General features: G+C 43.2%; 18 protein-coding genes. 9 read left to right on the forward strand and 9 right to left on the reverse strand.

Going from position 1 to position 19,499, the window contains the following annotated elements; all coding sequences use genetic code 11:
* The first annotated feature begins 2 nt into the window (after positions 1–2).
* Positions 3–695 carry a histidine phosphatase family protein gene (locus F612_RS0101555; protein ID WP_019555983.1) on the forward strand — a complete coding sequence of 231 codons (693 nt, stop codon included), beginning with the start codon at positions 3–5 and terminating at the stop codon, positions 693–695.
* Positions 696–736: 41 nt separating this feature from the next.
* Positions 737–1,465: an adenosylcobinamide-GDP ribazoletransferase gene (gene cobS, locus F612_RS0101560; RefSeq protein ID WP_019555984.1), complete on the forward strand. Its 729-nt coding sequence runs from the start codon at positions 737–739 to the stop codon at positions 1,463–1,465.
* A gap of 158 nt (positions 1,466–1,623) precedes the next feature.
* Here the strand turns inward: cobS and F612_RS0101565 are convergent, their stop codons facing one another.
* Entirely contained in the window at positions 1,624–2,541 is a 918-nt protein-coding gene (locus tag F612_RS0101565) for a 1-aminocyclopropane-1-carboxylate deaminase/D-cysteine desulfhydrase (protein ID WP_019555985.1), read from the reverse strand.
* Between the two features lie 76 nt (positions 2,542–2,617).
* On the opposite strand from F612_RS0101565, the gene F612_RS0101570 reads away from it, so the two are divergent.
* Together F612_RS0101570 and F612_RS0101575 are read left to right on the forward strand one after the other, a co-directional pair.
* The gene (locus tag F612_RS0101570) at positions 2,618–3,835 is read left to right on the forward strand and encodes an ammonium transporter (RefSeq protein WP_019555986.1); all 1,218 of its coding nucleotides are present in this window, start codon (positions 2,618–2,620) and stop codon (positions 3,833–3,835) included.
* A 125-nt stretch (positions 3,836–3,960) separates the two neighbouring features.
* Positions 3,961–6,318 (forward strand): Lon protease family protein, encoded by a 2,358-nt coding sequence (locus F612_RS0101575; protein WP_019555987.1) that lies wholly within the window; start codon positions 3,961–3,963, stop codon positions 6,316–6,318.
* Between the two features lie 215 nt (positions 6,319–6,533).
* On the opposite strand, the gene F612_RS0101580 is transcribed toward F612_RS0101575, so the two are convergent.
* Together F612_RS0101580 and F612_RS0101585 are read right to left on the reverse strand one after the other, a co-directional pair.
* Positions 6,534–6,740 carry a cold-shock protein gene (locus F612_RS0101580; protein ID WP_019555988.1) on the reverse strand — a complete coding sequence of 69 codons (207 nt, stop codon included), beginning with the start codon at positions 6,738–6,740 and terminating at the stop codon, positions 6,534–6,536.
* A gap of 410 nt (positions 6,741–7,150) precedes the next feature.
* A complete protein-coding gene (locus F612_RS0101585) occupies positions 7,151–7,678 on the reverse strand; it encodes a DUF2062 domain-containing protein (RefSeq protein WP_019555989.1) in 528 nt (175 codons plus the stop codon).
* On the opposite strand from F612_RS0101585, the gene F612_RS0101590 reads away from it, so the two are divergent.
* From F612_RS0101590 to F612_RS0101610, 5 genes are read left to right on the forward strand one after another with little or no spacing between them, the layout of a single operon-like run.
* On the forward strand, positions 7,677–10,292 hold the full coding sequence (locus tag F612_RS0101590; protein WP_019555990.1) for a DNA internalization-related competence protein ComEC/Rec2: 2,616 nt from the start codon (positions 7,677–7,679) through the stop codon (positions 10,290–10,292). The genes F612_RS0101585 and F612_RS0101590 overlap by 2 nt on opposite strands.
* Positions 10,289–11,389: a tetraacyldisaccharide 4'-kinase gene (lpxK, locus tag F612_RS0101595; protein ID WP_019555991.1), complete on the forward strand. Its 1,101-nt coding sequence runs from the start codon at positions 10,289–10,291 to the stop codon at positions 11,387–11,389. Before F612_RS0101590 ends, lpxK begins: the two co-directional genes overlap by 4 nt.
* Complete coding sequence (locus F612_RS0101600) at positions 11,390–11,587, forward strand: Trm112 family protein (RefSeq protein WP_019555992.1); 198 nt, start codon at positions 11,390–11,392, stop codon at positions 11,585–11,587.
* A 46-nt stretch (positions 11,588–11,633) separates the two neighbouring features.
* Complete coding sequence (kdsB, locus tag F612_RS0101605) at positions 11,634–12,407, forward strand: 3-deoxy-manno-octulosonate cytidylyltransferase (RefSeq protein WP_019555993.1); 774 nt, start codon at positions 11,634–11,636, stop codon at positions 12,405–12,407.
* The gene (locus F612_RS0101610) at positions 12,408–12,614 is read left to right on the forward strand and encodes a hypothetical protein (protein ID WP_019555994.1); all 207 of its coding nucleotides are present in this window, start codon (positions 12,408–12,410) and stop codon (positions 12,612–12,614) included.
* A gap of 158 nt (positions 12,615–12,772) precedes the next feature.
* Here F612_RS0101610 and F612_RS11955 read toward each other — a convergent pair whose 3' ends face one another.
* The 6 genes from F612_RS11955 to F612_RS11960 all read right to left on the reverse strand — a co-directional run bounded on the left by F612_RS11955 (position 12,773) and on the right by F612_RS11960 (position 19,498).
* Complete coding sequence (locus F612_RS11955) at positions 12,773–13,726, reverse strand: cobalamin-binding protein (protein ID WP_019555995.1); 954 nt, start codon at positions 13,724–13,726, stop codon at positions 12,773–12,775.
* Positions 13,719–14,681 carry an adenosylcobinamide-phosphate synthase CbiB gene (cbiB, locus tag F612_RS0101620; protein WP_019555996.1) on the reverse strand — a complete coding sequence of 321 codons (963 nt, stop codon included), beginning with the start codon at positions 14,679–14,681 and terminating at the stop codon, positions 13,719–13,721. Before cbiB ends, F612_RS11955 begins: the two co-directional genes overlap by 8 nt.
* On the reverse strand, positions 14,681–15,796 hold the full coding sequence (locus F612_RS0101625) for a pyridoxal phosphate-dependent aminotransferase (RefSeq protein ID WP_019555997.1): 1,116 nt from the start codon (positions 15,794–15,796) through the stop codon (positions 14,681–14,683). The genes cbiB and F612_RS0101625 overlap by 1 nt, the downstream gene beginning before the upstream one ends.
* Positions 15,789–16,472 (reverse strand): Dph6-related ATP pyrophosphatase, encoded by a 684-nt coding sequence (locus tag F612_RS0101630; protein WP_019555998.1) that lies wholly within the window; start codon positions 16,470–16,472, stop codon positions 15,789–15,791. The genes F612_RS0101625 and F612_RS0101630 overlap by 8 nt, the downstream gene beginning before the upstream one ends.
* Positions 16,473–16,507: 35 nt before the next feature.
* On the reverse strand, positions 16,508–17,152 hold the full coding sequence (gene cobO / locus F612_RS0101635) for a cob(I)yrinic acid a,c-diamide adenosyltransferase (RefSeq protein ID WP_019555999.1): 645 nt from the start codon (positions 17,150–17,152) through the stop codon (positions 16,508–16,510).
* A 102-nt stretch (positions 17,153–17,254) separates the two neighbouring features.
* On the reverse strand, positions 17,255–19,498 hold the full coding sequence (locus tag F612_RS11960) for a cobyric acid synthase (RefSeq protein WP_157760443.1): 2,244 nt from the start codon (positions 19,496–19,498) through the stop codon (positions 17,255–17,257).
* Position 19,499 lies beyond the last annotated feature (1 nt).

Genomic DNA, 19,499 nt, shown 5'->3' on the forward strand with positions numbered 1-19,499 from the left:
AGATGCGCATTGATCTGATTCGCCATGGAGAGTGTAACGATCAAGCTTTTTTAAGAGGTCAGACGCATTCAATCTTAAGTGACGAGGGTCAGCAGCAGATATTGGCTGTCTTGGATGCTTTAACATTCGTTAAAGCCGTCAATAAAACGGGCAAAATAAAACGACCAGGCCTGTTCATATCTTCACCCGCTAAACGCTGTGCTGATTTTATGAAGTCTTATGTTCAAGCAGATTTAGAGATGTTACAAATTTGGCCAGAATTTCAAGAACGAAATTTTGGTGTTTGGGATGGACTGACTTATGAAGCCATCCAGGCTCAAGACCCGCAAGGACTTGAATCATATCTTCAGAGACCATTCAGCTTTAACATTCCTCAAGCGGAGTCTTATCTTGACTTTGAACAACGTGTTCAGAGTGGTTGGGACAAGTTACTGCTCGAAATGAATTCACCAGATATTAATGTCGAGCAGGTGGTGATGATGACGCACGGCGGGGTGATCAGAACATTGTTAAAACAGTTCTTAGGTTTAAGTAATGAGGCTTTGTTTCAACTAGAAATAGGCTATGGTGCTCGTATTCGTTTAGAGGTTTTTGCGACCACATCCACACCTTTTATTCGCTTGGTAGAGATGGTACAAAACCCACTTAATTGTACGTCCCTTAGTCAAACTCAATCATCAAACTCTCGGGTTTAAACCGATCAAGACTTGTCTAATTTACAGAGGTGTTCAACATTATGTTTAAAAACTTTTTCCTGTCAGTTCAGTTTTTGAGTCGTTTTCCGACACCACAATATACCTCTATTACAGCAATGGAGATGGGGCGATCCGTTAGTTGGTTTCCAGTCGTCGGAGCCTTGATTGGAGCAGTGTTAGTGGCTGTGGCACAACTCCAAGTTTGGCTACCACCAGAGGTCGTTGCTGGGGTGGTGTTGGCGGTTTGGATTTTGAGTACCGGAGCATTACATCTAGATGGGCTGGCAGATACTGCCGATGGGTGGTTAGCGGGAGGAGATCACCAACATGTTTTGGAAGTCATGAAAGACAGTCGAATTGGAACGGGCGGTGGCGTTGCGTTGGTGGGACTGTTGTTATTAAAGTGGAGTCTAGTCGTCGTCTTAATTGAGTATCAGGCCTGGTGGTTTTTATTGGTTGTACCAATCGTTGGTAGAATTTCATCTATTGGACTGATGACTGTGACTCGATATGTCAGTGTAAATGGTGTTGCTGAACAGATGTTTTTGCATCTGAGTAAACCTTTTATTTGGCTTTGGGTGTCTGCGTTAATCGTCGGTCTATTATGGGTTTCTCCTGGGCTATTCATTGGGCTTTTACTGGCTTGGTTTTGGATGCGTTGGGTGATGATTCGGATGACAGGTGGGATGACTGGGGATACCGCAGGTGCTATGACAGAGGTGATGGAGTTGGCATTTATGCTCGGTTCAGCCGTCATCTTGATAAACTAGATTAAGTTGTAAATATAGTTAACATTGCTTTTATATTCAACTAGATGTGTTGCTTCTTTAAGGTGAGTTATCATTTATTTACCTCGTCTTCAATAACGGATAGAATTGACTTTAAATGTGTAGACTCTTTTGAACCAGTGTGTATTCTCTGATTTTTTTCAATTACCCTGTAAGCCGCCTGTGTGCAACAGAACGATTTTTGAACCGGGTTTGAGTAATTTTTTTTGTAATTGATCATAGAAAGCCATCACCATTTTCACGGTGTAAATGGAGTCTAAATCAATTCCAAATGTGTTTTTAAAATCAGTGAGCTGTTTGAATAATTCAGGTGTTTTTTTGGCATAACCTCCCATATGATATTGCGTGAGAAGATGCCAATGATTGACGGGCTTCTGTTCTGTCGTTTGAAGAATCCATTGAGCAATGATGGGCATTAAATAGTCCGCATTTTTTAAAGTAGCAACCCCCAAAATACTGCGATGTGACTTGAATTTTGCAAAAGTTACCAGGCCTGCTAAAGTGCCTCCCGTACCAACGGCAGTATAAAGGTGTGACCAATCTGGACATTGGCTTTCAATGTCACTCATAAGCGATTCAAACCCTTGTACGGCTAATATGTTTGACCCTCCCTCAGGAAGGATGTAAGCCTGAGGGAATGCCTGTTGTAACTTTTGCAGAGTATCTGGTCGGTTTTTCTCTCGGTAATCACTGCGGCTTATAAAATGTAACGTCATACCATTTTGGTGGGCTCGCTTAAGAGTTGGACTCCACTTGTCCGGGGTGAGGGCGAGTTCGTCACCGCGAATAAAACCGACGCTCTTCAATCCAACCTGTTTAGCAGCGGCTGCAGTTGCCGCAATGTGATTTGAATAGGCGCCACCGAAGGTCAGTAGAGTGTCTTTCTGCTGTCGTTTCGCTTCCTGAATATTGACCTTAAGTTTGTGCAGTTTATTGCCTTGTACCGTAGGATGATTCAGCTCTTCTCGTTTCATCCATACCTCTACCTGACATTCATCGAACAAAGGGCATAAAAGTTGGGTCATTGGTGTGGTTTTTACAGAAAACATCGCTTTCATTCTGGTACAATTTTCCGAAATATATTTATTTACAATTAACCACTAGTGAAAGTTACTAGACTCATCGAGGCGCACAATGGAGCAGCTAACAACCAGTTTAGATGTCTTATTTATTTTACTCGGGGCTATTTTAGTCCTCTTTATGCATGCGGGGTTTGCTTTTTTAGAAGTGGGTACCGTTCAACATAAAAACCAAGTTAATGCCTTGGTCAAAATCATGAGTGATTTAGGCGTGTCCACAGTGGCTTATTTCTTTATCGGTTACGGTGTGGCTTATGGCGTTTTCCTAGGGTTTAACATTGATGGGCAATTGACTCAAGCAATGACCGAAAAGTCGGGATATGATTTGGTTAAGTTTTTCTTCTTGATGACCTTTGCGGCGGCTATCCCGGCCATTGTTTCGGGTGGAATTGCCGAACGAGCACGTTTTTACCCGGTATTATTGTCAACCTTCTTGATTGTTGCATTTGTATACCCTCTTTTTGAAGGGTTGGCATGGAATGGTAACTTTGGTGTGCAGGCTTGGTTGGAAGCTGAATATGGTGCAGGTTTTCATGATTTTGCAGGTTCTATTGTGGTGCATGCTGTCGGTGGTTGGATTGCTTTAGCAGCCATCTTGGTTTTAGGTGCACGTACTGGTCGTTATGATAAAAATGGCAAAATCAAACATGCTCACCCACCGTCCAGCATTCCTTTTCTTGCATTAGGTGCTTGGATTCTGACGGTAGGTTGGTTTGGTTTTAACGTCATGTCGGCGCAGCAAGTTGGTGGTATTCAAGGTCTAGTGGCGATGAATTCACTGATGGCCATGGTTGGAGGTATCTTAGCGGCCACTTTTGTAGGTAATAAAGATCCAGGTTTTGTTCATAATGGACCTTTGGCCGGCTTGGTCGCGATTTGTGCTGGTTCAGATGTGGTGAGCCCGTTAGGTGCGTTAGTCATCGGTCTCGTAGCGGGCGCGTTGTTTGTTAAGGCCTTCACCTGGACCCAGAAGAACCTAAAAATGGATGACGTGTTAGGTGTTTGGCCACTGCATGGTCTTTGTGGGATGTGGGGAGCGATTGCCGCCGGTATTTTTGGCTCCACGGCATTAGGTGGTTTAGGCGGGGTTTCATTAATGTCTCAAATCATCGGTACCGGGATTGGTATTAGCATTGCATTTGTGGGCGGTTACCTGGTTTATGTCATTGTAAATAAAGTCTCCGGGCTTCGTATGAGTGATGAGGAGCAGTACCAAGGTGCTGATTTAACTTTCCATAAAATACATGCAAACCCACCACGCGAAGACTATTAATTTTAAAATGCCTTAAAAATGCTGTTCTCAGTAAAAGCCCACTCTTAATAGTGGGCTTTTTTGTTATAGTGAATGCTTAATGGATGGAATGTCCAAGTCAAACTTAAAGAGTAGAAAATCTCCCTATGGAAAAACTATCCGCTTCTCAGTTATACCGTTTCACGCAATTAGACTCATCGGCTTTTTATCCAGAAAAAGCAAAGTGTAAAGACTCAGAAATTCTAGATTTTATGGAACATTTTCATCCTCGTGCTTACCAGTCTCTTAATTTTGGACTGCATTTAAAGCGTAACCATAATCATATTTTTATTATGGGTGAACCCGGTGTTGGTCGGATTGGTATGACTAAGGCTATGTTGAAAAGGACGGCGAGTCAAATGCCTTTACCGTCAGATGTTGTCTTGGTTTCCGACTTTACAGAGTCAAATAAAACCCAGTATCTGTATTTTCAGGCAGGTCTTGGCTATCAATTCAAAAGTGCCTTAGAGACGTTTGTAACCCAGATTAAAACTCAGCTACCAGTCTTGTTTGATGGTCACGCTTATCAGCTTAGAAGTCAGCAGTTAGAAAATGATCTTATTATTAAGCAAGAGAATATTTTAGAGCCAGCCTATAGTTTGGCAGAAGCTCTTAATATTGAAATAACTCAAAGTGATAATAGCTTTATTTTGACCGCATTGATTGGTGGAAAACAGTATCGTGCGATAGATTTGAAAGCGTTTGATGAGATCACACAAAAGCAGTATACGGATGCATTTGATCAAGTAGAGACCGCTTTAAACAAAGGCCTCACTCACTTCCCATTTTTACAGCATGAATATTTGGATACAGGTAAACGGTTAAACACCGAAGTTGCGAATGAGCATCTAACCCCTTTGGTAGAGGCTTTAAAATCAGAGTTTGGAAAAACGCCTGAAATTATCCATTATTTAGACGCATTGCAAAATGCAGTGGTTTCAAAATTACACCTTTTTTGGGATCAAACAGGTGACCAGGTGACGGCTGGTACACAGTCGAGTGTCGAGGATCTGTTTTCAGAGCAACAAGGGATGGCGATTTTTGAAGTAAATTTATTGGTTGATCATCGCGGTTTAGAGCATGCGCCAATTATCTACGAGCAACATACCACCAACCCCAAGTTGTTTGGTTATACCATTAATTCGGCGACCGCTAACTCGGTCGATACGGTTTCTTTGGCGATGAACCATCAGGCCGGTTTATTACAACAGGCGAATGGCGGATATCTGATTATTAATATTCAGGCCTTGTTAAAAGATCCTGAAATTTGGTCAAATTTAAAAGCGGCTTTAATGAGCAAAAAGCTTAGTTTTGAGATCCCTTCCTCTAGTAGTGTCGTGCCTTATCATCTGCCGGACTTTCCTTTGAGTCTAACGCTTATTCTGGTCGGACAATCCTCTCATTTTTATGCATTACAGGAAATTGATGCTCAATTTGATCGCTTATTTAAAGTGCAGGTTGAGTTTGAAGTTGAACTGTCACGTACACTTGAGCACGAAATGACCCTGGCCAAACAGTTGGCTGCGGAAATTGTTGAATGGGATGATTTGCCTGTGGAGATTTCAGCTTACGAGCGACTGATTGAATACGCCTCTCGCATGGTAGAGGATGAAAGTCGTCTCTACACGAATAAAGCGATATTAAGAGATGTTTTGGCAGAATCCAATGCCTTTGCTCGCGCTAATGGACAGGAAAGTGTCAATCGTGAAACCATTGAATCGACTATTTTGCAGCGTGACTTTCATACAGGTCTGATGGAAGAGTATTATCATCGCGCTATTACAGAGCAACAGGTACTGATTTCGACGGATGGTGTGCATGTCGGCATGGTGAATGGAATGACGGTTTTGACGGTGGGTCGACAATCATTCGGTCAGCCTGTACGCATTACGGCTCAAGCTTCTGCAGGAGATGAAGGGGTGTTGGATATTGAGCGCGAAGTTGATATGGCAGGACCGATTCACTCTAAGGGGATGTTGATACTTTCCGGTTATATTCGTGGTCGTTATATGAAGCGGAAAGCACTCGGCTTCAGTGGTTCGATTGTTATGGAGCAATCTTATAGTGGTGTAGAGGGGGATTCAGCATCATCCGCAGAATTATTGGCGTTATTGTCTTCTCTTGCACAAGTTCCAATGCGTCAAGATTTAGCGATTACGGGTTCGATAAATCAGTTTGGTGAAATTCAGCCCATCGGTGGGGTGAACGAGAAGATTGAAGGGTATTATAAAATTTGTGATGCACGCGGTTTGACAGGCAAGCAAGGGGTCGTTGTGCCACAATCGAATGCCAGTCACTTAATGCTGAATGCCGAAGTCAGAGCGGCCGTGGAAAAGGATCAATTTCATATTTATACTATAAGCCATATTGATGAAGCTTTAGCGTTGTTAACCGGATTGTCTGCAGAAGAGGTTAATCAGAAGGTAATAGAAGCGTTAGAGCTTATGAATGAGAAGTCTGATTAGTTAAAGCAGCAAGTGTGAAAAGGGTTTGCTTTGAGTAAATCCTTTCCACGCTACATCGTGTAAACATTTAATGAAGGCTGAAGCTTTAGCATTTAATTTATGCTTTTAGGGAGACAATAAAAAAGGGCAAGTCCATTTGGACTTACCCTTTTTACTTTCAACTCTCAAAGAGAGAAGAGGCAATGGTTTGAATTAACAAGCCATATCGTGTCTAATTAAAGAGCAACGATGTTTTCTGCCTGAGGTCCTTTTTGACCTTGAGTTACTGTGAACTCAACTTTTTGACCTTCAACTAGAGTCTTGAAGCCACCGCCTTGAATAGCGCTGAAATGTGCGAACACATCAGGACCAGACTCTTGCTCGATGAAACCAAAACCTTTAGACTCGTTAAACCATTTTACTGTACCAGTAGTAGTAGACATATTTTTGTATCCTATTTATCATTTGTAATTAATTGTATTCTTATTATTAAGAGTACAAGTTGGGCTGAAATGTGTTGCGATTACTTAATGAAGAACAGGACGAAAACTATTACTAGGCTTCGACATTGTGCATAAAGATAAAACGAACTTTCAAGCTAGGAGTGATTATAGCCCTTTAAATATGTTTGTCAAACTATCTTTGTAAATAAGTTTAATTAATTACTGCTTAAGTGATTTTAGACTCTTGAGTCAGGTAATTCGCTAAGGATTAGAGTGCCTAGTATCGGTGCTAAAGTAGTGTCTTTTGAAATTTAACATGTTAAAACGATTAAATTTTTAATGATTCTCTGAATTGTGACACAGCCATTAAATTCTATCGCAGGTGAGATAAACAAGCCTTTTGTAAATAATTACTTACGATTTTTTCTGATTACACTGCGTTCTTTCCAGTGTTTAATCACATGTCGGCGCCACAGTACATGGATCACAAAATAGGCGAAAGCGCCTAGGGAAAGGCCGACAACAACACTGCCTAAATAAAGAGGTTGCCATAGGTCCCCTAGTACATTGATAATCCAATGCCAACTGAGTTCGAAAGTTAAATCTTCACTCGCATCTTGTCCTAATATGTAAGTACCCACGACATAATTGAAATAAAAAATAGGTCCCATGGTGAGTGGATTGCTAATCCAACACAAAGCAACACTGAGCGGTAGATTGGCTCTCAAGAAGATGGCAAAAAGTGCAGCGACAAGCATTTGACCAGGAATGGGGATCGCCATCCAAAAAAGTCCAATAACAAAGGCTTTAGAGACAGAGTGACGGTGCAGGTGCCAAATGCCTGGGTCGTGTAATAAAGTCCCCAAAAAGCCTAAGCCCTTCATGTTTTTGATTTTATCGGGTGTGGGAATGTAACGTTTAATGAGTTTTTTTGGCATGTTTCTTCATTTTGTTTTGGCATTTCTGTTTGCCGTGTTGATATTCTATCAACTCGTTACGTTTCCACCTTTATGGTGTGGAGTTGCCGCCGTGTGTCTGGCAATAACGATGGCTTTGATAGTGCGCTTTAGCCCATTGCTGGCAAAATTGAGCCAGAAAAAAAGAGGCTTTCAACAGCGTGTTCATGCCGTATTAAATATTCTATTTGGACTTATTATAGGCTTGAGCTGGGCGTTTTGGCACTCTTTTTTTATGCCTGTCATTCCTGAGAACCTTTTAAATCAGCCCGTATGGATCTCTGGACAAATCATTGAATCTTCATCGCAACCTTCCTTCGCTAAAAAATCTAGATTTACTTATAAAATTCAAGTCAATAGAATTCAAACTGACCCTGATGGAGAAACCGCACCCATCAGAGATGAACTTTTACATGATGATAATGTCACAAATGAGATAAATTACCAGGCCTGGTCAAAACCTATTGTTGCTATTAATTGGTATCTTTCTAAATCAGAGCGTTTAGCTTTTGAATCTCTGCCAGCATTAGGGGAGGTGTGGAAAATGCGCGTTAAACTTAAAGCGAATCACTACTCTCAAAACCCTGGAGGTTTGGATTACGAAGCTTGGTTATTTCAGCAGCATATCGTCGCTAAAGGTTATGTCAAAAATAACAGACAAAAAAGTCGATATTCTGCAAATAATTCTCAAAATACTGTTTTACAAAGGCTCAACGAGCCTTCAGTATTTGGCATTTATGCGTGGCAAATATGGGTTTCAGCACGTTTAAAAGCGGTGTTTTCACACAGTGCGTTTAGCCCTTTCTATAAGGCTTTAACACTGGGCGACAAGTCGGCCGTGTCAACTGAAGAGTGGTCGTTGTTACAGAATACGGGCACGATTCATCTATTGGCTATATCGGGCTTACATATGGGCATTGTAGCCACTTTAGGTTATCTGATTTTCAAAGTGTTGTGGTGGCTGGGTGTTTACCGTATTGAGAAGATAAATCTACCAAGTTTAGCAGCGTGGGGTGCATTATTGTTTGCCTCTTTGTATTTAATGCTGTCAGGTTTTTCAATTCCCACGCAAAGAGCGTGGCTCATGGTTGTAGCCGTATTGGGTTTTGTCTTCATTAGACGAACCTTTCAACCTTGGTCAGCATTAGGGTTTGCAGCACTGTTAGTTGTGGTGTGGGATAGTCGCTCGGTATTGAGTCTGGGCTTTTGGTTATCGTTCATAGCGGTGGCTTTGATTTTCGCCACAATGCCGTATCTACGTAACCGTCCAAAATGGCAACAGTTATTGTGGCTTCAAGGTGTGCTAACGTTGGGATTGGCGCCATTTTTGATTTGGGCGTTCCATAGTTTGCCGCTCTATAGTTTTATCGCCAATTTAGTGGCCGTACCTTTTGTCAGCTTCATTGGCTTGCCGTTGCTATTTTTGAGTTCGCTTATAGGCATGATGTCCATTGAATTGGGGCAGCTTATGATTGCGTGGCTCGATGAACTATGGGGCCTATTTTGGCAGTATCTACAGTGGTTAGGAAGCTTGCCACAAAGTACCGTTGGATTTACAGGCACTTCTTTGGTTTGGTTACTCTCAATGTATACCTTTATCTTTGCCTTACTCATTTTTAAGTCCAGAAGACACAAGACAATCGCTTTTTTTGGGCTTTTACTGACAATAATGAGTTTAGGTTTGGCTGTCAATCATCGCCCGCAATCTGACCAGGCCTGGTTGACCGTATTAGATGTCGGTCAGGGACAGGCCGTTGTGGTCGAAACGAAAAACCATGTTTTAGTTTATGATACGGGTCCAAAAATAGGATCAAGGATGGATGGCGCAAAGTTGGCAGTTCTCCCTTATTTGAAATCTCAGGGTTGGGATAGAATTGATACTTTGGTGGTTAGCCACAGTGATTCCGATCATGCAGGGGGCACTTTAAGTCTTATACAAAACATGCCTGTAAAGGAAGCTCTCAGTGGTCAGCCCGAGATTATGAATCAACGCTTACAAGGCCAACTTTACAAGCGGTATGACAAGGAGGCGAAAAACAGCCCACTTTTTTCACTGTGTCAATCAGGGCAGTCTTGGCAGGTCGATGGGGTTTTGTTTGAGATCCTCTCACCAGACGTGGCTGAAATAGGGAATATACTAACCTCTGATAATGATTTGTCCTGTGTCTTAAAAATCACTGCCGGTCAGCAATCGGTTTTAATGACGGGTGATTTAAGTCAAAAAGGCGAAGCTCTGTTAATCAAGCAGTTTGCCAAAAATCCACAAAAAATAAGGAGTGATTTGTTGATTGCAGGCCATCATGGTAGCAAATCATCCACTAGCCAGGCCTGGCTAAATCAGGTTGCACCAAATAAAGTTGTATTTTCTGCAGGCTATTTAAATCGTTATCACTTTCCCAATAAAGCGGTGTTAAAACGTATTGAAGATAAGAGCGAGTCTAGGCCGATTCATTGGTGGAACACGGCTTGTTCTGGTGCACTGCAATTTGAGGTAACGAAATCCGCTATTAATTTGCGGGAAGAAGCACGCAAAAGTCAGCGTAAATGGTATCATCATGCCTGTTTACACTCTCAGCAAGGACATCTATTTCAATGAGTTGGCCCACCTTTTGGACACAGAATACCTGGCAGACTAAATTACTTTCACCTCTGGCTAAATTAGTCTGTTGGGAAGCGTCTCGGCGCCTGCAAAGATTTCAGCAACAACCACCGCTGCGCCAAACTCAAGCGAGGGTGATTGTGGTCGGCAATATCGTCGTCGGCGGCAGTGGTAAAACGCCGTTTATTATCTGGCTAACGTTGCAACTGCAAGCCCAGGGGTTAAAGGTCGGCATTATCAGTCGGGGGTATGGCGGTTGTTCTAAAAGCTGGCCACTGTTGGTGACCCCAGAGAGTGATCCTCGATTAGTGGGGGATGAGCCTGTTTTATTGGCTAAGCAACTGGGTTGCCTTATCGCGGTTTCCCCTAAACGGCCGCAAGCCATTGAACTGCTCAATCAGCAAGTGATATTAGATAGCCAAGCTAAGTTAGATGTCATTATCAGTGATGATGGTTTACAGCATTTTGCAATGGCGCGTGATATTGAAGTGGTTCTGATTGATGCACAGCGCCAGTTTGGTAATCAACGTTGTCTGCCAGCTGGCCCCTTAAGAGAGCCGATGAACCGTCTTAATCAAGTTGACTTCTGTATTTGGAATGGCTTAAAGGCCGATGAAGAGTATCCATTGATCTCGGTTAAGCCTGTTATGCAAGCCTCTCAGTTTAAAATGTACTTATCTCCGCTCTGCTTTAGACAAGTTATGAATGCCAGTGAAATCCGTTCGCTAGAAAGTTTTGCGAAGCAACCGGCTTATGCCATTGCGGGGATTGGTAACCCTCAACGGTTTTTTGAAACCTTGCAAACATTGGATATTTCAATCACGTCACAGCCCTTTGCTGACCATTACGCTTATCGTTTGACCGATTTTGAAAGTTTTGATGATGAAAAACCCTTACTTATGACAGCAAAAGATGCGGTAAAATGTAGTGAAATTGCTCAAACCCATCAAAAAACGAACTGGTGGTATTTAGACGTTACCCCCATCTGTGATGCGGGAGATAACCAGCTGTTAACACAGCTATTGCAGCAATTAAAGCCAGAATTTGATGGCACCCAACTCATAAACTCGACCAGCCTAAATAAAGAGAATTAAATGGATCCTAAATTATTAGAAATTCTAGTTTGCCCAGTGAGTAAAACGAAATTAATTTACGACAAAAATAGCCAAGAACTCATCTCTACGGCCGCTAATTTAGCGTATCCGGTAAGAGATGGGATTCCTATTTTGTTAGAAGATGAAGCACGCGTTTTATCCGCAGAAGACACTGAAGCTTACCGTAAGCAGAAGTAAATTAACGTCAAACAATGTAAACGTTCGCAAGAGAATACAGCCCATTATGTCATTTACCGTCATTATCCCAGCCCGTTTTGAATCCAGTCGTTTGCTAGGCAAACCATTGAAGGATATTCATGGCAAACCTATGATTCAGTGGACTTGGTTACAAGCCAAAAAATCCGGCGCAGAGCGTATTATCATTGCCACCGAATCTGCGGAGGTTAAAGCCATCTGTGAAGCCTTTGGTGCTGAGGTTTGCTTAACCGCAGAACATCACCAATCTGGTACGGAACGGATTGCAGAAGTCATTGAGCTGTCAGGATTGCCGGACGATGAGATTATTGTCAATGTGCAAGGTGATGAACCCATGTTGCCACCGGACTTGATTCACCAAGTTGCGCAAGGCTTAGAAGCACATCCACATATTCAAATGGCGACCCTGTGTGAACCGATTGATGACGTTGAAACGGTATTTGATCCGCATGCCGTTAAAGTCAGTAGAGATGCCAAGAATTGTGCGATTAATTTCAGTCGTGCGCCGCTCCCTTGGTCGAGGGATACCTTCTTGAAAAACAGTCAAACCCTCCCTGAAAACTGGGCGTATAAACGCCATATTGGTTTATACGCTTATCGTGCCGGTTTTGTAAAACAGTATGTGGCCTGGCCAGCGTGCGATTTAGAGTATGTCGAAAAACTCGAGCAATTACGGGTGTTGTGGCATGGCGAAAAAATCCTGGTATTGGACGCCTTGTGCCATGCGGGCGTAGGGGTCGATACTCCAGAAGATTTGACTCGAGTTCGTCAGCTCTTGTTGGCCAGTTTAGGTCAGATATAGATGTTAAAGTTCTTAACGTTATTGGCTGTCATCTATTTGCTTTACTACATTGTTAAGCAGAAAATCCGTAATCGTAAGTTGGCGCAACAGGGCATTGTTGTTGAGCAGAAAGGTCTGCGGCCGATTACGCTGATGTCGATAGTGATGGTCGTTATGTACGGTGGTTACATGATTTATTTTTTCTTAAGCGGTTCATCCATTCCGTAAGCAGGTTCATATCTGCGATAAGAACGCTCGAGTACTCTTCGTACACTCCCTTGTTTTGTCTTGAATAGGCAAACTTAAGAACTTCAAAACTCACTTAATCTACAATTCCAAACCCCGTTAATTCTGCTTCATAAATAATTTTTAAGTGTTCTTAAAGTCTATTTAAGTACTTGCGTTTGATAGTGCTTTCTAGCCATTTCTATCTTTTGACATAAGTCTGGTAAGGCATTGATTAACCTGGCGGTTGGGCGTTGGTAAAGGTTGTTGTCGAGTAAGTAGATCTGTTGGTGTTTCACCGCTTGCAAACTGGAGTACTTTTGCCATTGTTTTAACCAAGCCTTCTGAAAGGCTTGTTGACCACCCAGCAAAAAAACTTGAGCGTTACGTTGTAAAACACTTTCTAAACTGACTTCGGCTGTTAGAGGTTTTAGGTCGGCATATACATTCGTTGCACCACAGATGTTTACAGCCTGACTGATAAACTGGGAGCCATTCATGGAGATAATCGGTTGATTCCAAATTTGATAAAAGCTGGTGATGGGACGTGCATGTTGATAGTGTTGACGGATCTCACTCAACTTTTTTCGTAACGTATCTGCAATGGCCATTGCATGACGTTGTGTACCTGCTAATTGACCTAAGCGTTCAATCTCATTGGGAATGTCATCAAGTGTTGTGACATCACTTTGCAAAACCTTAAAGCCGAGTTCTTTTAGGCGTTGAATGTCTTGTAAGCGGTTGCCTGATTGCCAGCCGAGTATTAAATCGGGATTGAGTTGAATGATTTCTTCTAAATTAATGGCATTGTAACTACCGATAATGGGCAGGTTTAAGGCGGCTTTGGGGAAATCTGAATAAGACACTACGCCGACAATTTTATGCCCTGCACCTGCTGAATAAAGCATCTCCGTAATATGAGGTGCTAACGAGATAATACGTTGCGCAGAAGCCGCCGAAGCGGTATTTACCGCGTTAGTTTCACTGGATATAATAGCGTTATAAGCAAGCGGTTGTGGATTTGACCAGGCCTGGTGAAAGGCCAAAAAGCAAAAGAGCAAACTCGACTGAATGCTGAACAGATAAACCTGCTTTGTTTGAAAGCATTTAAACATGATGGGATCCAATAAAAGCAAAGATGTTGCCTATGATTATGCTAAAAATAAGCAGACCATAAAGCAGATTGTCGATTCGTGTACGATTTGATAAACAGTCTATAACATGGGCTTTCTGAATGACTTTTGAGGAGGTCTCATCACCAAAGAAAGCTTTTCGTTTGAGTTTGCCAAAGTAGATGGTATCGCCTCCCAATTGACAGTTTATATTGAGTGCCATCGCGGTAATCGGGTGGCCTGCATTCGGGCTGTCGTGGCGTTTACCTTGTTTATAAAAGCCCCATAACGGCCACTTAACATTCACCAACATAATCAATAGGGCGGTCATACGGGCGGGTACCCAGTTAACCAGATCGTCCAATTTTGCAGATACTTTTCCATAATGTTCATAACGTTCGGTTCGATAACCGACCATTGAATCTAAGGTGTTAATCGCTTTGTAAACTAGAATTCCTGGCAGACCGAACAATAGTAGATAAAACAATGGGGCTATGACACCATCACTGAGATTTTCGGCATAGGTTTCTATGCCCGCTTTATAACAGTCGCTTTGACTAAGGTTTTCGGTGTCACGACTGACCAACATTTGCAGTGCTTGTTGAGGCCGATCTGTATGCAATAAATTCAACACACTGTCGTGTAACATTCGATGCGCTAATAAGGTGGACGCCAACACGGCTGTAATAATCAGTGTGACCAGACCGGGTAGGTTGCCTAATGACCACTGTAAAAACCACTGGATCGCTAACCCAATGAGTCCGGCGCTCCCAACAATAAAGAGCGTGAGTAAAGCTCCTCGCAGAATAGAGGGCTGGTAGAGGTGCTTTTCAAAAGCGTTAATGGCATCACCAATCAGGATGACTGGGTGACGTATGTAAGCAAACTCACCGACTAAGCGGTCAATCAATAGTGCCATAAGCGCAATCAATACAATATCCGTCCCTGAAAATAGCATTATTTAGACTCACTTAATAATGGTTCAGTCGTCATTAACCATCGATTTTGATGCAGGGCTTGAACAAGTTGATGGTTGTTTTCTGTAGACTGAATGGCGATGCGGCAGGTGTACTGACCCAGGCCAAAATTTTCACAATCACGAATTAAAATATTGGTGCTCGCTAAGCATTCGACTAATCTATAGGCTTTAATGCGGGTTCTTACCAAGACAAAATTAGTCATTGAATCTTCGACAGATTCAATCAGGTCACAAGTGCTCAGAGCGGTGATAAATCGCGGTCGTTCAGTTTGCAGAAAGTCACGCGTGTTCCCCTCGTGTCGTGGGTCGGTCAGTGCCTGCAAAACAAATTGTTCATCCAATACGGAAAGTGGCCAACTTGGCCAAGTCATTTTATCTAAGGCATGAGCAGCGGTAAACAGAGCACCAATACGAATGCCCGGACAGGCATAATATTTTGTTAATGATTGCAAAATAACCATCTTAGGATGGTGCTTTAATTGGCGACGAACACTGTAATGTTCAGAAAAACCAATAAACGGCAGAAAGGATTCATCCACTAAAACCCAACAATTTTTATGGCGTAATAGCTCCAGTAGCGGCTCTAAGGCTTCTGGTGACTGATAGTGCCCCTGCGGCGTATTTGGGTTGACTAACACCGCAACGCTGTTCTCAGTCAGGCCATGAATCTGCTGCAACAGGCTTTCAGAAAGTCCCTCTTCGAAACCATGTATGACCTCAATGGTGTTGTCAGAATAGCGTTTAGCGGCACGTCGATATTCGCTGTAAATCGGCGTAAAGAGCAGGGTGGTATCCGGTTTGAGTTCATTGAATAAGCTGATGATGGCACTTGAAATACCGTTCGTTAACGTAATCTGCTCAAGCGGCAGTTGAAAACGATGACCAATAGCCTCTTTAAGCACCTGTTGTTGTGAATCGGGGTAGTGTTGCACTGCAATTTGAGCGTGTCGGATAATGGCTTGCCAATCCACATCTGGCTGAATCGGATTAATGCTGGCGGAAAAGTCCAAAATATGGGCCAATGCATCTGCAATCGGTGTATTTTGCTCTCTAGCAAATTGATAGATCTGGCCACCGTGCGAAAAATCAGACATCTTTTGAAAAATCCAAATAATGATAGCCGTAGTCACCCGTGGTACATAATTTAGCATTGCATAAATCAAGTTCAATCGGCTGAGAAAACAGTGGGCCATCTGTGACCACTGTATGAAATTCACCGCCTTCGGCACACACATCAATTCCTAATGACTCCAATTGCGTCATCGTTTCTAAGTTTAAAGATTTGCCTAAAAAATCACTCGGCACTTTATCTGGCAAAATGGCGATAATCGTCGCTTTAAAGCCAGCCTCAATGAACTGTTCAACCAGCCCTTTATGGTTTTGGAGCCACAAAGGAAACAGTACCGTGATCGCTGTCTCTTGGCCTTGTTGCATTTGCCAATCTCGATGCGCTTGTAAATCAATATCGCCTAACACCAGATAATCAATGCCTTGCTGTTTACAGTCCTGCAAGGCCGACTGGTAGTGAGTTTGATAGGCTGATTTTGTGGTTGCCTGAGTCACGCAGTGTAGGCCTAATGCGTGCGCTTGTTGTTCAATAAAGGATTTAGGCAAATGATGCGCACGCGACAGGGTTCCAGTTTCATTCATCATCGTCAGCAAACCTTGTGGCGTATGGCCTTGCTGAACCATTATATAGAGTGCCAGGCAAGCGTCTTTACCGCCACTCCATGAGCAGTAGAAATCGACTGGTTGTGTCAGTGTGTGCATAAAGATTCCCTAAAAACCATCTGGGGGTTAAATAATTATAAATCGAAGCCTTTCTGAGCTTTGATGCCACTTTGATACGCGTGTTTTTCATCCTTTATTTCGGAGACGGTATCGGCTAAATCACGCAGTTCGGCAATGGCCGATCGGCCGGTGACGACGACGTGCTGCATCTCTGGGCGCTCACTAAGGGTGTTGAGAACCACATCTTTATCTAGATAGTCGTAGCTAAGCAGATAAGTTAGTTCGTCCAAAATCACTAAATCAAAACTTGGGTCGGTAAGCATTTTAGTGGCTATATCCCAGCCTTTTTTAGACGTCGTGATATCCGCTTCTCGGTTTTGTGTGTCCCAGGTAAAGCCATCACCTAATACATGCCATTCGCAGTTGGGTTGTGCGTTAAAAAAGGCTTCTTCACCCGTATCGGTACGGCTTTTAATAAATTGGCAAACCCCCACTTTTTGGCCATGACCTAAGGCGCGCGCCACCATGCCAAATGCAGAGGTTGACTTGCCTTTACCATTACCGGTAATGACCAACAGCAAGCCTTTTTGGTTGTCGGCTCGTGTAATCGCCGCATCAATTTGGGCTTTTTTGCGTTCCATGCGCACTTTGTGATAATGGTTTTTTCGTTGCTCATCAGACATCTGTTGAATCATTTTCTTGGTTATCGTTTGCGTCATGGTATGAGTCCTTTTAAGCGTCAGTATAGATTTGTGTGCAATTTGTCCTGATCGAGTAGGACAATTCACGACAGTGAACGTGTATTATAAAGATTTGGTGTTTCATAAATTTTTGTTAATTTCAGGGGTATGATTTTCGGATGTATCGCCCTGGCGCCATTGATTAAAAAATATGACCTGTTCTTTGGGCAAGGGATGACGCCAATTTTCTTGTTCCAACATCGGTTTTTTATAAAATTCCGCGACATGACCAATGCATAGAATGGCAATGGGTTTACCACCATCATACCCGCTTGGAATCTTTAGGCAATCTGCGACCTCTTGTGGATCAAAAAGGGAGACCCAGCCGACCCCAATCCCTTCGGAACGCGCGGCCAGAGACAAGTTTTGAATGGCACAGCCAACAGAGGCGATGTCCATTTCAGGCAGTGTTCGGCGACCAAAGATATGCTGATCTCTTCGGTCAGTGAGTGAGACCACTAAGAGTTCTGCACACTCCAACATCCCTTCAACCTTAAGTGTCATAAACTCGTCTTCACGCTCGTTTAAGGCTTTGGCGGTTAATAGGCGTTCCTTCTCGACGATTGTATGCAACGTTTGTTTAAGCGCAGGATCGGTAATGCGGATAAAACGCCACGGCTGCATCAGCCCAACACTCGGTGCATGGTGCGCTGCTGACAAGAGTCGATCAAACACCAACGGATCAATTGGCGCATCGATAAAGTGGCGCATATCTCGTCGTTGTTCAATCGTTTGATAAACCGCTTCGATTTGATGTGGTAAGAATGCATGATGAGAAGGTTTAATTGTGGCGCATTCTAATGGTAAGGCGGAGACTTCAGAGGCCTGCAGTATCTCAAAGAGTGAGTCCATATCAAGATGTGATTCAAACGTATCGGCTAAACGCTCAAGCTGAATTTCTCTTATCTGATCGATATCAATGAGGGTTTTAGAACACAGTCCCGACCAGTTTAACAGAGCTTGTAATGCAGGTGCCTGGTCAAACAGACCGTGTAAATAACTGACAAGCAGCTGATTGTCACCGGATATGGCTCCATCGGTTTGCCCGTTATCCAGGTGAATAGCCGCCTGAGTAGGAAAACCTGTCGTTTCACCGGCGTGGATTTCATAACCGCCAACCGTTATGACCATTTGTTTATCTATGGCATTAATGGCTAACTGCCCGCTCACGTTAGTGAGTGTTTTATGCGGTTTTAGAGTGGTTTCATAATCAAACAGACCCAGGCCTGCTTGTTTGGTGACTTGACCTTCGATACCGTCAGGATCATGAATCCATTGCCCCAACATTTGCAGTCCACCACAAATGCCAATGACTTTACCCCCATAACGCAGATGTTTTTGTATGGCTTGTGGCCAACCTTGGCTTTTTAACCACTGCAAATCGCTAATGACATTTTTACTGCCGGGTAAAATAATCAGGTCGGCATCGGGAATAAAAGAAGGGGTATCTTGCTGATACTGGATGTATTGAACATCAACCTCAGGATGCAATCTCAATGGTTCAAAATCAGTGTGGTTACTCATATGTGGCAGCAGTGGAATAATGACCTTGAACTTCGGTCGAAGGTCGGTTTGTGATTCCGCCTTCTCAGATTGAGACAGCGCATCTTCAGCATCCAGATGCAGTCCATGGAGATAGGGTAAAACGCCTAATACCGGTTTGCCAGTTTTCGATTCTAACCAAGATAGTCCATCTTTCAACAGTTTAATGTCACCACGAAAACGATTGATGACAAAGCCTTTAATGCGGGCTTGTTCAGATTCTGTTAGGCAGGCCAGTGTGCCGATAATGTGAGCAAATACGCCGCCTTTGTCAATATCGGCAATGAGAATGACCGGGCAATCCACTTGCTCGGCAAAGCCCATATTGGCGATATCATTTTCTCTTAAATTGACTTCGGCTGGGCTACCAGCACCTTCCACCAAAATGGTGTGAAACTGCTGAGAGAGAATATCGAAAGATTCCAGTACCGCCTGATTGGCGAGCGGTTTGTAATGATGATAGTCCATCGCGTTTAAATTGCCCACGCTATGGCCTTGTAGAATAACTTGTGCGCCGGTATCACTATTGGGTTTAAGTAAGACTGGATTCATATGCACAGAAAGGGGCACTTTGGCGGCCATGGCTTGCAGGGCTTGTGCTCGTCCAATTTCGCCGCCATCGGCCGTTACGGCACTGTTGAGTGCCATGTTTTGTGGTTTGAACGGCGCTACCGAAAGGCCGCGCCGATAAAATAGGCGACACAATCCTGCTACTAAAGTACTCTTGCCTGCATCTGAGGTGCAGCCTTGAATCATTAGGCACTGAGCAAGTGATTTATTCATC

The sequence above is a fragment of the Thiomicrorhabdus arctica DSM 13458 genome, from assembly GCF_000381085.1.
GTDB classification, from domain to species: Bacteria; Pseudomonadota; Gammaproteobacteria; order Thiomicrospirales; family Thiomicrospiraceae; genus Thiomicrorhabdus; species Thiomicrorhabdus arctica.